Below are 13033 nucleotides of genomic sequence, written 5' to 3'. Positions count from 1 at the left end.
GAGAGGCCGGCCGGGCGTTGTGTTTTCATGACCTTGATTGGACTGGATGTGCTGGTGCTCGGCGGCGGGGTCGCCGGTCTGGCCACGGCGCGGGGGCTGGCCCTGCGCGGGGCGCGGGTGCGGCTGCTGGAGCAGGCGGGGGAGATTGCCGAGGTGGGCGCGGGGCTTCAGGTGAGCCCCAATGCGGGCCGGGTGCTGGAGGCTCTGGGGCTGGGGCAGGCGTTTGCGGAAGTCAGCGACGAGAGCCGAGGCGTTCGGATGCGCGAGGCGGCGCGGGGCCGGGAGGTGGCCTTTGTGCCCTACGCGGGCCGGGGGCGGTTTGCCAACGTGCATCGGGCCGATCTGATCGCGGTGCTGGAGCGCGGCGCGCGGGAGGCGGGCGTGGAGATCACGCTGGGCTGCCGCGTGGCGGAAGTGCAGCCCGGGGGGCGTGTGATCACAGAGGCGGGCGAGGTGCTGGAGGCCGGGCTGGTTGTGGGCGCGGACGGGCTGCATTCGGTCGCCCGCGCGGCGCTGTTGGGGCCTCAGGAACCGGTATTCACCCATCAGGTGGCGTGGCGTGCGCTGGTGGAGGCTGAGGCGCCGTTGCCGCCTGAGGCGCAGCTGTTCCTCGCGCCGGGGCGGCACTTGGTGGCCTACCCGCTGCGGGGCGGGCGGCTTGTAAACATCGTGGCCTGCGAGGAGCAGGCAGACTGGGCCGAAGAAGGCTGGCAGGTGCCGGGCGATGTGGAGGCGTTTCGGGCGGCCTTCGCGGGCTTCGGCGGGCCGGTGCCGGGGTGGTTGGCGCGGGTCGAGACGGTGCGGCGCTGGGGGCTGTTCCGGCACGGGGTCGCGGCGCGGTGGCACCGGGAGCGGCTGGTGATTGTGGGCGACGCGGCCCATCCGACGCTGCCCTACTTGGCACAGGGCGCGGCGATGGGGTTGGAGGACGCATGGGTGCTGGCCGCCGCGTTGGCGGAGGCCGACGGGCTGGAGGCCGGGCTGGCGGCGTTTCAGGCGGCGCGGGAGGCGCGGTGCAGGAGGATCGTGGACGCGGCGACGGCGAATGCGCGGAACTACCATCTGCCGCGCGGGCCGAAACGCTGGGCGGCACATCTGGCGCTGGGGCTGGCGAGCCGCTTTGCGCCGGGGGTGCTGCCGGGGCGGTTTGACTGGCTTTGGGGTGAGGATGTGACCTCGGGCTGACGCCGGGTGGTTCAGAAGAGATCGAGCAGGGGGAGGCCTGCGAGCAGGGGCGCGTTGCGCGGGCCGGAGGTGGTGCCGGTGACCTGCGGCAGGGCGGCGGCGAGGCCTTCTGCGGTGGACACATCGGCTGTGGGGGCAGGGATGGCGTGAAGCTCCAGCCCGGGGCCTTCCGGCTCTTCGATCACCACGCCATCCCAGCGGGCGGCGGTGCGTTTTGAGGTGACGAAGAGGTAATAGGCATCCCAACCGCCGATGGGGTCGAGCGTGACGAGTTGGAGGCCGTGGGCGTCGAAAACAGGGGCGTAATGGGCCCAGACCACGGGCATGGCCCCCCATTCGTCCCAGTGCAGGGCTTCGTCTGCGATGATCTGCTCCGGGTCGGGCCGGTCGGTGACGCCGTGGGCCTCGAGCATGGCATCGAGTTGGGGGCAGGCCTGCTCGCAGCCGTCTTTCCAATCGAAATAGGCGGCGCGGGGGCTGTCCCAGGAGAAGGCCGCGGCGAGAAACCAGGCGAGGGTGATGGAGCGGGAGCCGCCGTCGTCGAGCGCAGCGCCGGTTTCGGCCTCGATCACGCCGGGCGTGTCGCCGCTTTCGATGGCGCGGGCGACGGTGAGGGCCTCGCTGTCATTGCCGGTGATGAGGCGGGTGAGCTTGACGCGGGGCGCATCGAAGGCACCTTGCCGCCACAGATAGAGCGGCGGCGGGGCGAGCAGGGGCAGGGAGGCCACCAGCGCAATGAGCGAGAGCGCACCGCTGGCGGCGGCGCGGTCGGGGATGTCAGACATCCAGATCGACCCAGACGGGCACGTGGTCGGAGGGCTTTTCGCGGCCGCGCACGTCCTTTTCGATCCAGCAGTCGCGCAGGGTGTCGGCGGCTTGCGGGGTCAGCAGGAAGTGGTCGATGCGGATGCCATCGTTCCGATCCCACGCGCCGCGCTGGTAATCCCAGAAGGAATAGTGGCCGGGGCCGCGGGTACGGGCGCGGAAGGCCTCGGTGAAGCCGAGGTTGTTGAGGGTGCGCCACTTGGCGAGGCTTTCGGGGTGGAACAGCGCGTCACCGACCCAGGCCTCGGGGCGGGCGGCATCAATGGCGGAGGGGATGATGTTGTAATCGCCCGCCATCAGCGCGGGCTGCTCCTCGGCCAGTAGGGCTTTGCCGCGTTCGATCAGCCGGTCCATCCAGCCGAGCTTGTAGCGGAACTTCTCGCTCTGCCCGTCTTCCACCGGGTTGCCGTTGGGCAGGTAGAGGCCGCAGAGGCGGATGGCGGTGCGCTCGCCCATCACAGTGGCCTCGATCCAGCGGGCCTGCTCATCGGTGTCGTCGCCGGGCAGGCCGCGGCTGACATCTTCGAGCCGGAGTTTGGACAGGATGGCGACGCCGTTGAAGCCCTTTTGGCCGTGGGTCTCGACCTGATAGCCGAGGTCTTCGAAATGCTCGCGGGGGAAGGCCTCGTCGACCGATTTGATCTCTTGCAGGAGGGCCACATCGGGGGCGCTCTCGGTGAGCCAATCGGTGACGGCGCTGATGCGGGCCTTCACGCCGTTGATGTTGAAGGTGGCGATTTTCATGGGGCCCTCCGCGCTTGCTGGGCCTTTCTGCCCGATCGGGCCGGGGCGCACAATGTCTGACCGGGGTCTGAGCGGGGTCTTCGCGGGGACATCACGCGGACATCACGGGGGCAGTTGGATTTCAGGGAACCGGGCGTGGGGCGGGCTGGTTCATCTGATGACAGGCCGCGCGGCAAGTGGCGCAGGCCGGACCCAGACAAAGCCGAGAGAGACACCCGATGTTCAGCACCATCTTTGGCCCGCGTGCCAGCGAGACCCCCAGAATCGAAACCCGCCGCGAAGCGATCGAGCGGCTGCTTGGCGACCTGAACACGGCGATCGACTTTCTGCCCGAGAAACCGGCGGTCACGGTGAACCCGCGCACCGGGCATATCTCGCTCGACCTGCCCGACGAAACGGTGGATCTGACGCGGCATCTGGCCTGACACCGCGCCCTGCGCCGCGCGGGTCGCGCACTGGGCGGCGGCTGGCCCGCCGTGCCTGCTGCCGCTCGGCGGGTCGTTGCATAAGTAACCGGATCAACGTGAAAATTTCACACAACGGTCCTTGAAGCGCCTTGCCGGTATCTCTACTTTGAGATGTATTGTGTGAACGTATTTTGACTCACTTGAATCTTGGCAATTGACGCCTCCCCCCTCAATGGTGCGTTTTTTTCAATGGATGGCGTTTATACCCAGGAGACAAACCTCGGCTGGATCGAGACGGATCTGGGCAAGGATCACCTGCTGCTTCTGAAATTTGCCGGGACGGACAGGGTCAACGGGCTGTTCGACTACCGGGCCGAGGTGCTCGCGCGGAAGGGGCTGGACCCTGATGCGCTGCTGGGCACCCATGCGACGGTGCAGTTGGAGACGGTGAACCACGGCGCCTGCCCCTTCGATGGCATCGTGACGGCGGTGGAGTGGATGAAGGCCGATGTGGCCGGGGACCGCTATGCGCTGGAGCTGCGCCCGTGGTTCTGGCTCGCCGGGCGGCGGCGGCAGCAGCGGATCTTCCACGAGATGCCGGTGAACGACATTCTGGAGCAGGTGCTTGGCGATTGGTCGAGCGCCGGGCCGGAGACCCATCGGCTGGATCTGAACCAGACCTACCCTGAGCTGGAATACACGGTGCAGTATCGCGAGAGCGACCTCGCCTTTGCCTGCCGGCTGATGGAGTGCTTCGGGATCAGCTACCATTTTGAGCATGAGGCGGGGAACCACTGCCTTGTGCTGACCGACAGCCATGAGGCGATGGGCGAGCTGCCCGACATCACCCGCGAGTATCGCCCGGTGGAGGAGAACTTCCGCAAGGAGGAGGAGCACTTCTGGGACTGGCGGCGCGCGCGCCACATGACCACCGGCAAGATCAAGCTGGCCGACTACAACTTCAAGAAGCCCGGCGCGAACCAGGTGGTGGAGCAGGTGGGCGATGCGGAGTTCAGCTTCGGCGACATCGAAAGCTACGATTATCCGACCGGCATCGAGGACACCGGCGTGCCGGGCGCGCCGCGCGAGCCGAACCGCACTGCGCCCGACAGCGAGGATGACACCGCCCGCAAGGCGCTGGCGCAGCTGCGGACCACGCAGGAGCGCAGCGAGGACGTGCGCGCCCATGCGGCGGGCGATGTGATCAGCCTGAAGTCGGGCATGCGCTGCACCGCCCACGGGCCGTTCGCCGATTTTATCGCTGCCGAGCAGCACCTGTGCCTTGAGGCGCGCCACGAGTTCACCTCGGAGGCCTATCGGTCCGGCGCAAGTGATGGCGAGCGGGCCTATGAGGGGCATTACGTGCTCACACCCGTCTCCGCGCCCTTCGCGCCGGTCCGCGCCACGCCGCAACCCATCGTGCAGGGGCCTCAGACGGCCCGCGTGGTGGGCGAGGGCGAGATTGACTGCGACAAGTACGGTCGCATCCTCGTGCGCTTCCACTGGGACCTGACCGGCGCCCACTCCATGCGCTGCCGGGTCAGCCAGAACTGGGCCGGCAAGGGCTGGGGCGGCATGGTGATCCCGCGGATCGGCATGGAAGTGGTGGTGGAGTTCATCGAGGGCAACCCCGACAAACCGCTGGTGACGGGCTGTGTGTACAACGGGAAGAACGATGTGCCGTGGGAGTTGCCCAAGCACAAGACCCGCTCGACCTTCCGGACCGATACGCATCAGGGCAAGGGCTTCAACGAGCTCTACTTCGAGGATGAGAAGGACGAGGAGAAGATCTATCTCCACGCCCAGAAGGACCATGAGATCCACGTTGAAAACAACCGCGCCAAGCGGGTGGACCGGAACCAGTCGGAGAGCGTGGGCAACAACAAGTCGATCGAGGTGGGCAACAACCACCACGAGGTGATCGGCGGCAACATGACCCTGATGGTCGGCCCCAACAAATTGCAGAGCGCCGTGACCGGCGCGTTTACCGCTTTCACCGGCAAGCTTGGCGATCTGGCCAACAAGCTGGGGCTGCCGGACTTTCTGAACATGGGCGAGGGGAACCTCGTGATCGGGGTGGCGAAGAACAAGGCGGAGACGGTGATGCTCTCTTCGACCGAGATGGTTGGCGCTGCCAAGGCGCTGACGGTCGGCGGCGGCTATCAGGTCACCGTGGGTGGCATCAAGAACGAGAGCGTCGCGATCGGGTCTTGGGAGGAAGTCGGCAACAACAAGGTCGTTCACGTGGGCGAAAAGTTCGAGTTGGTGGTCGGAAAGTCGAAGTTGGTGATGGACCGTGATGGCAACATCTCGTTGGAGGGTGTCGACATCAAGATCAACGGCAGTTCCAGCATCAAAGCGACGGCCGGTCGTATCGACCTGAACTAGGAGCGAAGTCATGGCACTCAAACCGACGTCGGGGAGCTGGAATTCGGCACAGGATGAAAACCGCGGCCAGCGTGACGCTTTGCGTGAGGCATTCTTTGCGCAGGCAGGCGTCAAGGTGACGGCTTCGATGCGCGATGTTCACCTGCGGCCTGCGACGCGCATTCGCAAGCTGGGCGAAGTGATGCAGGCGACCTTGTCGCCGCGTATCGATGACAAGCACCTTGCCAAGATCACGGGCATTGCGCAGGCGCATATGGCCGCGACCGGGCTGTGCGTGCCGGCGCTGGGGCTAATGCCCGAGAGCCGGTCCAAGTCGATCAAGGCTTTTGCGCCCGAGGTTCTGAGAAGCTTCTTTACGGGCGAGAAAGATACCACGCTCGACAGATCGCTGTTCTAGGTCGGGCGCATGGCCGAAACCGAACTCGAGGAACGCTATCTGCGCGACCAGCGCGAGTACGAGGAGGCCCTGCAGGCCTATCGGGAACTGGTGGGCGGCGCCGCCAATACGCTGCCGATGCCATCCAGTTTTGAGGCCAGCTACCTGACCCCGCCGGATGGCTATGAACGCGCGGCGACCGATCCGTGGATCTCGGAGCGGTTTCCCGGCGTTGCCGATGCTGCTCAGCGCGTGATCGCCGAGGAAGCCGACCTTCAGGATGCCGACTACCTCGCACTCGACGAGCCGGGGGGGAGTCACGGGCAGGGCAACTGCTCGATCGCCCAATACACGCGGGAACAGTTCCTCGAGTATTACGCGATGATCGAGATGGTCTACAAACTGGCCACGGACGACGATTTCAGGCGCGAAATAGCCGGCCAGCTCCACAGCGCCTACATGAATTCGGCGTTCCGGAACATCGAGGTAGCTGACATCCTCGACTGGCGGGCCGACAACCTTCAGGACGAGATCGAGGCAGCGGAGGCGCGGGAACGGGGCGACAGAACCCTGCTCGACCGGGTCGGCTCGGTGTTTGGTTTCGAGGATGGCGACGAGTTTGCGCTATGGGCGATGGGCTACGACAGCGTCGAGGAGATGGAAGAGGAGATGGGCGTCGAGGTTGTCGAACAATCGGCAGCCGAACTCCGCGAGCGGCAGGATCGGCTTCGAGCCGAGGCGGATATTCACCGCGATGCGGCAATCGAGAAGCTGAAGAGCTACTTCACCAATATCTGGAACCAGCTGAAAGCCCGATACGAAGAGTGCGGGCTGATGTACGCAATCGTCACCAGCGGTATCGACGGTGCCTTTCTTGCTGCTGAATTCGGTGCGGGCGTCGGGATCGTACGTGCCCTGAGGTTTGTGCCGATCCGGCGGGGCGGGCGCTACGGGGTTGAGCTGACGACTATGGATGGGCGCCGGCTCGGAGAGGCGGATTGGAGCGAGGGGGAACTCACCGGAAAATACGGTGAACCGGACCAGAGCCAGGTTGCCGGTATTGAACCTGACAGCAACCGGACCATTCCCGACAGAGACGCCAGCACGGGCGATGGCGACCGCAGGGACGGTGACGAGGGGGGTGGGGACCGGCGTGACAATGACGACCCGGCCACCGCCCCGGTGCCGCAGACGGACGTTCCTTGCTTTGATGTGCCCGATACATGGGATGCCGATCAGATCGCGGAGTTCGACCGGCAGCTCGCCGAGCAACAGACCGGAATCAATTCGATGACCGCCGATGAGATGGGCTATGCTCATGCGGTCCTAGACCAGGCGCGGACGGTCTGGCGGGAGAACGGGCAGAATGGCAGCGCGACGGATCTGCTGCGCGATCGCAGGGCGCAGGAGGCAGCGCGCGAGGCGTACCGCAACCAACTCCGGCAGCAGGGGCTTTCGCCTGCGCGAATCCGCGAGATCATGTCTGGCCTCAACGCCACCCATGTGGTTGATATCATCGCCGGTGGGGACCCCCGTGTTCTGACCATGGGCGGCGGTCCACAGAACCAGCGGATCGGCAGCCTCTGGAACATTGCGCCGGGCGGCTCCAACTCGGGCACAACGAGGGCCGGTACGCTGGCCCAGGCCGCAAGCGACATGCGCGCCGCCGGAATGGGCGACAGAAACATGAACGTCGGCCTTTCGAGATGCCGATAGAGAAGGACGAGCCATGCTGCACTCTCACTACGCCGAGATGATCGAGGAGATCGGCCCGCCGCGCGGAGGCAAGGCCCCGAGTGCAGAAGCGATGGACTACCTGCGCGCGCACTTTCCGGCAGCCTATGTGGGCTTCATTGAAGAGTTCGGCTTTGGCCACTACTTCGATAGGGGCTACCAGTTCTGCGACCCGCTGGCGTTCAGGCCGGTTGCTGCGCTGATCTTCAAGGCGGATTCCGACTTCAGCCATGCTGATTGCCACGTTGCCGCCTACAATGCGTGGGGCACCTTGAAGATGTGGTCGGAGCGCCATGGCGAGGTGACGGTTGATCTGCTGCGCTACACGGTCAAAGCGCCGCGATTGTTGCCCGACGTAATGAATGCGCCGATCCTGCCAGCAGGTATGGCGGGCACGGCGACGGAACCCGATGCCAACAGCCTGTCGGCGGCGCTCCTGCCTTGGGACGACAATGCACGTGAGTTGTGGGACTTCGCCGATGAGCCGATGTTCCGGGAAGCGGTGCGCCGTTTAGGGCCATTGCAGGCGGGAGAATGCTTTGGGTTCGTCCCTTCACTCGCTGTAGCGGGCTACGACAGTCGGACGCGCGCTGTTGAAAACGTGCAGAAGATGGATGCCTTGGTGCACTTCACGATGATAGCGCAACTCGCACCCTTCGCACTGACCCATCTTGTTCACGGCCGAGAGACCATCGCCCGCGAAATCGGCTGAGCGTCATTTGGAGGTCTGTTCTAATGTCGCTTCGAAGCAACGATTGCGTGACACGAAGCTAACGCGGGAGGAATGGGCATCTACCGTTGAGGTCTTGGAAGGCCGACTTGCCCAGCGTCGGCCTACATCGAAAACGAGGTGCCGCAGCCGCAGGAGCTGGTGGCGTTGGGGTTTTCGATCGTGAAGCGGGCGCCGATGATTTCGTCGGAGAAGTCGATGGTGGCGCCTTCGAGGAAGGGCAGGGAGACTTCGTCGACCACGACCTTCTGGCCACCCTGCTCCAGCACAAGGTCGTCGGCGGCGGGCTCGTCGAGCGTGATCTCGTATTGAAAGCCTGAGCAACCGCCGCCTTCGACGGCGACGCGCAGCGCCTTGGGGGCCGCGCCGATCTCGGCGAGGCGGGCATAGGCGCGGGGGGTGACTTTTGGCGGCAGGGTGAGGGTCATCGGGTGCATCGCTTTCCGGTTACGTTTCAAATATATGGGGCGGGACAGGGCGCGACAAGGCAGGGTTGCGCGGGAATTGAAGGGACGGGGCAGCTATGCGGGCGGTTTATGCATGTGATCCGGAGCAAAGCCGGGGGCGGCTATTTCCGGAGGAGGAGAGCCATTTTCGCTCGCCTTTTCAGCGCGATAGGGATCGGATCATCCATGCCAGCGCGTTCCGGCGGCTCAAGCACAAGACGCAGGTTTTCGTCGAGCACGAGGGCGATCACTTTCGCACCCGGCTGACGCATACGCTGGAAGTGGCGCAGGTGGGCCGCACGATTGCGGGCACGCTGGGGCTGAACATCGAGCTGACGGAGGCGGTGGCGCTGGCCCATGACCTCGGGCACACGCCCTTTGGCCACACCGGGGAGGACGCGCTGGCGGCGCTGATGGCGCCGCACGGCGGGTTTGACCACAATGCGCAGGCGATCCGCATCGTAACCTCACTGGAGCGGCATTACGCGGAGTTCGACGGGATCAACCTGACGTGGGAGAGCCTTGAGGGCATCGCCAAGCACAACGGGCCGGTGGAGGGCGCGCTGCCCTATGGGCTGGCCGAATATGCCAAGCTGCAGGATCTGGAATTGCACACCCATGCCAGCGCCGAGGCGCAGGTAGCGGCGCTGTCGGACGACATTGCCTACAACAACCACGACCTGATGGACGGGCTGCGGGCCGGGCTTTTTACCGACCGGGACCTTGAAGGTCTTGCGCTGACCGCCGACAGCTATCGGCAGGTGGACCAGATCTACCCCGGGCTGGACTTCAAGCGCCGCCGCTACGAGGCGCTGCGGCGGGTGTTCGGCGTGATGGTAGAGGATGTGATCGCGGTCAGCCGCGCCCGGTTGAACGAGGCCGCCCCACAGAGCGCACAGGAGGTGCGGGAGCTGGGGCATCCGGTGGTGGATTTCTCGGACGATCTGAAGGCGCGGATCACCGAGGTGCGGGCCTTCCTGTTTCAGCGGATGTATCGCGCGCCGGCGGTGGTGGAGATGCGTGAGAAGGTGACGAAGGTGGTGGAAGAGCTGTTTCCGCTCTTCATGTCACGCCCCGATCTGCTGCCCGATGAGTGGCAGAAGGACGTGGGCGAGGCGCGGGGCCAGACGGCGCTGGCGCGGATCGTGGCCGATTACATTGCCGGCATGACCGACCGCTTTGCCTTGCAGATGCATGAGAAGCTGCTGGGGTAGCAAAACTGCCGGGGGAGCGCCTAGAGCGGCCGGATGGTGCCGCGCAACCAGAGCCAGGCGCAGACCAGCACCGTCAGCGGCACGGCTAGGGATGACGCAAGCCCGCCAAGCGCCGCTGTCAGCGCTACGCCGAGGCTCAGGGCACCGGTGCGGAGCATGTCGAACGCGCTGGCGGGGCTAAAGGGGACATAGCCCGTCGCATAGGCAAGCGCGGGCAGCAGGGCGGCGAGACCGATCAGGGTGGCGCACGTCGTGTTTATGCGGCGGCGCGGCTGGGCAAAGAGCAGGCAGGCGAGAGCGCCGAGGCAGAGCAGCAGGGGCAGCGGGCCGAGCAGGTGGTTGGCGGGTTCCGACGAAAGCAGCGCATCGGCCAGCGCTGCGAAGCGCTGGGAGGGATCGGTTATCATCAGCGCGGCCCCGGCCAGCGGCAGGTGGGCGACCATCCACGGCAGGGCCCAGAGGGCGACGAGGGCAATAAGCCAAGGGCGTATGGCGCCGGGCAGCAGGGCTTTGCGGTGGAGCATGACGGCGATCAGCAGAAGGAGCGCCAGTAGTGGCCCGCCCGCCGGCAGGGGAGACAGGCCAGATGTGAAGGCCACGTCGGCGAGCACCAGCAGGACCAGGGCGATGAGCGCCGCATGGCGTGGTGTGGGCCCGGGCAGGCGCAGGGCCAGCGCGGCGGTTAGTGCGAGCGGGCCCGCGATGCCGATAACCGAGCCAAGGGACATGACGGCGATTTGCATGGCGTAGGCATCGCGGGCGGCGAGTTCGAACTCACTGCGGGTGGCGAACCAGATATTGGCAACCGCGATGAGCGCCACGAGGAGGGTGGCGAGGTGCGCCCCGGTGCGCGCCGCACGCCCCGAGCCCGGCCGCGGCACCGCTTGCGGCAGGATGGCGGCAATCAGCATGGAGAGCAGCGAAATTGCCAGCGTCGCGCCCTGCACGATACGGAACGCCAGCCCTTCGAATTGGTAGAGCGGCGGCTGCGGCGTGACCATTTCGCGCGGGATGGTGAAGAGCAGCAGGCCCAAGACGGCGGAGGCGAGCGCCAGGGCGATGCAGAGGCGCAGGGCGCGGTGGCTTGGGCTGAGGTCTGTCATGGTGCATTCCTACCAACGGGGCGGAGCGGTGCAAGCGACGCTTGACCCCTGCGGGCGGGCTGATAGAGACGCGGGCGGAGAGAAGGACCGATGACATGAACCTCTTTGCCGATATCCGGGCGCTCGTTGTAACCGAACTGGAGGCCATGATGGCCGAAGGCGCGCTGCCCGAGGGGCTGGCGCTGGACAATGTGACCGTGGAGCCGCCGCGCGATGCCGCCCATGGCGACATGGCGACCAATGCCGCGATGGTGCTGGCCAAGCCCGCCAAGGCCAACCCGCGCGAGATTGCGGGGCAGCTTGCGGACCGTCTTGCCAAGGATGTGCGGATCGAGCGTGCCGAGGTGGCTGGGCCGGGGTTTATCAACCTCGCGCTGGCCCCGGCGGTCTGGGGCGGCGTGGTGAAGGCGGTGCTGTCGGACAGGGCTTCTTTCGGGCGTTCGGAGCTGGGTGAAGGTCGTCGCGTAAACGTTGAATTCGTCTCGGCAAATCCGACCGGCCCGATGCATGTGGGTCATACGCGGGGCGCCGTCTTCGGCGACGCTCTGGCGAGCCTGCTGGCCTATGCGGGCTACGAGGTGACGCGGGAATATTACATCAACGACGGTGGCGCGCAGGTGGATGTGCTCGCCCGCTCTGTGTACCTCCGTTATCTGGAGGCGCACGGGCAGGACGTGGCCTTTGAAGATGGCACCTACCCCGGCGACTATCTCGTGCCGGTGGGCGAGGCGCTGAAGGCCAAGGTGGGCGATGCCTTTGTGGACAAGGGCGAGCAGTTCTGGCTGGAAGAGGTGCGGGACTTCGCGACCGAGGCGATGATGGCGCTGATCCGCGAGGATCTGGCCGCGCTCGGCGTCGAGATGGACGTGTTCTTCTCGGAAAAGGCGCTCTATGGCACCGGCAAGATCGAGGCCGCGATCAACGATCTGCGGGGCAAGGGGCTGATCTACGAGGGCAAGCTGAAGCCGCCCAAGGGCAAGCTGCCGGACGATTGGGAAGCCCGCGAGCAGACCCTCTTCAAAAGCACCGACTATGGCGACGACGAGGACCGGCCGGTGCAGAAGGCCGATGGCGCATGGGCCTATTTCGCCCCCGACATCGCCTATCATTACGACAAGGTTTCCAGAGGCTTCGACGAGCTTATTGATGTGTTCGGCGCCGATCACGGCGGCTACGTCAAGCGGATGAAGGCTGCCGTTGCCGCGCTGTCGGAGGAGCGGGTGCCGCTGGATGTGAAGCTGATCCAGCTGGTGAAACTGTTCAAGGACGGGCAGGAGTTCAAGATGTCCAAGCGGGCGGGCACATTCGTCACGCTCCGCGACGTGGTGGACGAGGTGGGCGCAGATGTGACCCGCTTTGTGATGCTGACCCGCAAGAACGACGCGCCGCTCGACTTCGACTTTGCCAAGGCGCTGGAGCAGAGCAAGGACAACCCGGTTTTCTACGTGCAATACGCCCACGCGCGGGTGCGCTCGGTGATGCGGAAGGCGGAAGCCGCGGGCTGGAAACTGGACCAGATCACCATTCTGGATCAGGACCTCGACACGCTGCACGAGGCCGAACTGCCGGTGGCCCGCAAGCTGGCCGAATGGCCGCGGCTGGTGGAGATTGCCGCCAAGGGCCATGAGCCGCACCGGATCGCCTTTTATCTCTACGAGCTGGCGCAGGCGTTCCACGCGCTGTGGAACCGGGGCAACGACACGCCGGAACTGCGGTTCTTCCAGGAGGGCAACGAAGGCGCTTCTCTGCCGAAAATCGCCTTGGCGAAGGCCGTTTCCGTTGTCATTTCGTCCGGTCTTGGTATCTTGGGCGTAACCCCGGCGGAAGAGATGCGCTGAGCCCTCAGGGCCCGCGCCACTGATCGGGGAGGCAGGCAAGCGT

General features: G+C 65.7%; 12 protein-coding genes. 8 read left to right on the top strand and 4 right to left on the bottom strand.

Annotated features, from left to right (window positions below):
• The first annotated feature begins 27 nt into the window (after nt 1–27).
• Nucleotides 28–1185, top strand: a complete 1158-nt coding sequence (locus ACUXVX_RS13965; RefSeq protein WP_446308772.1) for an FAD-dependent monooxygenase — start codon at nt 28–30, stop codon at nt 1183–1185.
• Nucleotides 1186–1196: 11 nt separating this feature from the next.
• Here the strand turns inward: ACUXVX_RS13965 and ACUXVX_RS13960 are convergent, their stop codons facing one another.
• Together ACUXVX_RS13960 and xth are read right to left on the bottom strand one after the other, a co-directional pair.
• A complete protein-coding gene (locus ACUXVX_RS13960) occupies nt 1197–1970 on the bottom strand; it encodes a DUF6630 family protein (RefSeq protein WP_446308771.1) in 774 nt (257 codons plus the stop codon).
• Entirely contained in the window at nt 1963–2754 is a 792-nt protein-coding gene (gene xth / locus ACUXVX_RS13955; protein ID WP_446308770.1) for an exodeoxyribonuclease III, read from the bottom strand. Before xth ends, ACUXVX_RS13960 begins: the two co-directional genes overlap by 8 nt.
• Nucleotides 2755–2972: 218 nt before the next feature.
• On the opposite strand from xth, the gene ACUXVX_RS13950 reads away from it, so the two are divergent.
• From ACUXVX_RS13950 to ACUXVX_RS13930, 5 genes are all read left to right on the top strand, one after another.
• Entirely contained in the window at nt 2973–3179 is a 207-nt protein-coding gene (locus tag ACUXVX_RS13950) for a hypothetical protein (RefSeq protein WP_222468996.1), read from the top strand.
• A 231-nt stretch (nt 3180–3410) separates the two neighbouring features.
• Nucleotides 3411–5549 (top strand): type VI secretion system Vgr family protein, encoded by a 2139-nt coding sequence (locus ACUXVX_RS13945; protein WP_446308769.1) that lies wholly within the window; start codon nt 3411–3413, stop codon nt 5547–5549.
• 10 nt (nt 5550–5559) lie between these two features.
• Complete coding sequence (locus tag ACUXVX_RS13940; RefSeq protein WP_446308768.1) at nt 5560–5946, top strand: hypothetical protein; 387 nt, start codon at nt 5560–5562, stop codon at nt 5944–5946.
• Between the two features lie 9 nt (nt 5947–5955).
• Nucleotides 5956–7641, top strand: a complete 1686-nt coding sequence (locus ACUXVX_RS13935; protein ID WP_446308767.1) for a polymorphic toxin type 15 domain-containing protein — start codon at nt 5956–5958, stop codon at nt 7639–7641.
• Nucleotides 7642–7654: 13 nt separating this feature from the next.
• Nucleotides 7655–8371, top strand: coding sequence for a GAD-like domain-containing protein (locus ACUXVX_RS13930; protein WP_446308766.1), 717 nt, complete (start codon nt 7655–7657; stop codon nt 8369–8371).
• Between the two features lie 122 nt (nt 8372–8493).
• On the opposite strand, the gene ACUXVX_RS13925 is transcribed toward ACUXVX_RS13930, so the two are convergent.
• Complete coding sequence (locus ACUXVX_RS13925) at nt 8494–8817, bottom strand: HesB/IscA family protein (RefSeq protein WP_222469001.1); 324 nt, start codon at nt 8815–8817, stop codon at nt 8494–8496.
• 95 nt (nt 8818–8912) lie between these two features.
• On the opposite strand from ACUXVX_RS13925, the gene ACUXVX_RS13920 reads away from it, so the two are divergent.
• On the top strand, nt 8913–10049 hold the full coding sequence (locus ACUXVX_RS13920; protein WP_446308765.1) for a deoxyguanosinetriphosphate triphosphohydrolase: 1137 nt from the start codon (nt 8913–8915) through the stop codon (nt 10047–10049).
• Nucleotides 10050–10069: 20 nt separating this feature from the next.
• Here ACUXVX_RS13920 and ACUXVX_RS13915 read toward each other — a convergent pair whose 3' ends face one another.
• Nucleotides 10070–11152 (bottom strand): hypothetical protein, encoded by a 1083-nt coding sequence (locus ACUXVX_RS13915; protein ID WP_446308764.1) that lies wholly within the window; start codon nt 11150–11152, stop codon nt 10070–10072.
• A gap of 95 nt (nt 11153–11247) precedes the next feature.
• Between ACUXVX_RS13915 and argS the strand changes: the two genes are divergently transcribed.
• The gene (argS, locus tag ACUXVX_RS13910; protein ID WP_446308763.1) at nt 11248–12990 is read left to right on the top strand and encodes an arginine--tRNA ligase; all 1743 of its coding nucleotides are present in this window, start codon (nt 11248–11250) and stop codon (nt 12988–12990) included.
• Nucleotides 12991–13033: the final 43 nt, after the last annotated feature.

The organism is Vannielia sp. SX4, assembly GCF_052828525.1.
The sequence above is the reverse complement of the archived record's forward strand: the minus strand, read 5'-3'. Positions and strand labels throughout refer to the sequence as shown.

What these genes read in the sequence shown, in the direction of transcription:
- ACUXVX_RS13945 (WP_446308769.1), top strand. Translation starts at nt 3,411, where the DNA reads ATGGATGGCGTTTATACCCAGGAGACAAACCTCGGCTGGATCGAGACG.
- ACUXVX_RS13940 (WP_446308768.1), top strand. Translation starts at nt 5,560, where the DNA reads ATGGCACTCAAACCGACGTCGGGGAGCTGGAATTCGGCACAGGATGAA.
- ACUXVX_RS13960 (WP_446308771.1), bottom strand. Translation starts at nt 1,970, where the DNA reads ATGTCTGACATCCCCGACCGCGCCGCCGCCAGCGGTGCGCTCTCGCTC.
- ACUXVX_RS13965 (WP_446308772.1), top strand. Translation starts at nt 28, where the DNA reads ATGACCTTGATTGGACTGGATGTGCTGGTGCTCGGCGGCGGGGTCGCC.
- argS (WP_446308763.1), top strand. Translation starts at nt 11,248, where the DNA reads ATGAACCTCTTTGCCGATATCCGGGCGCTCGTTGTAACCGAACTGGAG.
- ACUXVX_RS13930 (WP_446308766.1), top strand. Translation starts at nt 7,655, where the DNA reads ATGCTGCACTCTCACTACGCCGAGATGATCGAGGAGATCGGCCCGCCG.
- xth (WP_446308770.1), bottom strand. Translation starts at nt 2,754, where the DNA reads ATGAAAATCGCCACCTTCAACATCAACGGCGTGAAGGCCCGCATCAGC.
- ACUXVX_RS13920 (WP_446308765.1), top strand. Translation starts at nt 8,913, where the DNA reads ATGCGGGCGGTTTATGCATGTGATCCGGAGCAAAGCCGGGGGCGGCTA.
- ACUXVX_RS13915 (WP_446308764.1), bottom strand. Translation starts at nt 11,152, where the DNA reads ATGACAGACCTCAGCCCAAGCCACCGCGCCCTGCGCCTCTGCATCGCC.
- ACUXVX_RS13925 (WP_222469001.1), bottom strand. Translation starts at nt 8,817, where the DNA reads ATGACCCTCACCCTGCCGCCAAAAGTCACCCCCCGCGCCTATGCCCGC.
- ACUXVX_RS13935 (WP_446308767.1), top strand. Translation starts at nt 5,956, where the DNA reads ATGGCCGAAACCGAACTCGAGGAACGCTATCTGCGCGACCAGCGCGAG.
- ACUXVX_RS13950 (WP_222468996.1), top strand. Translation starts at nt 2,973, where the DNA reads ATGTTCAGCACCATCTTTGGCCCGCGTGCCAGCGAGACCCCCAGAATC.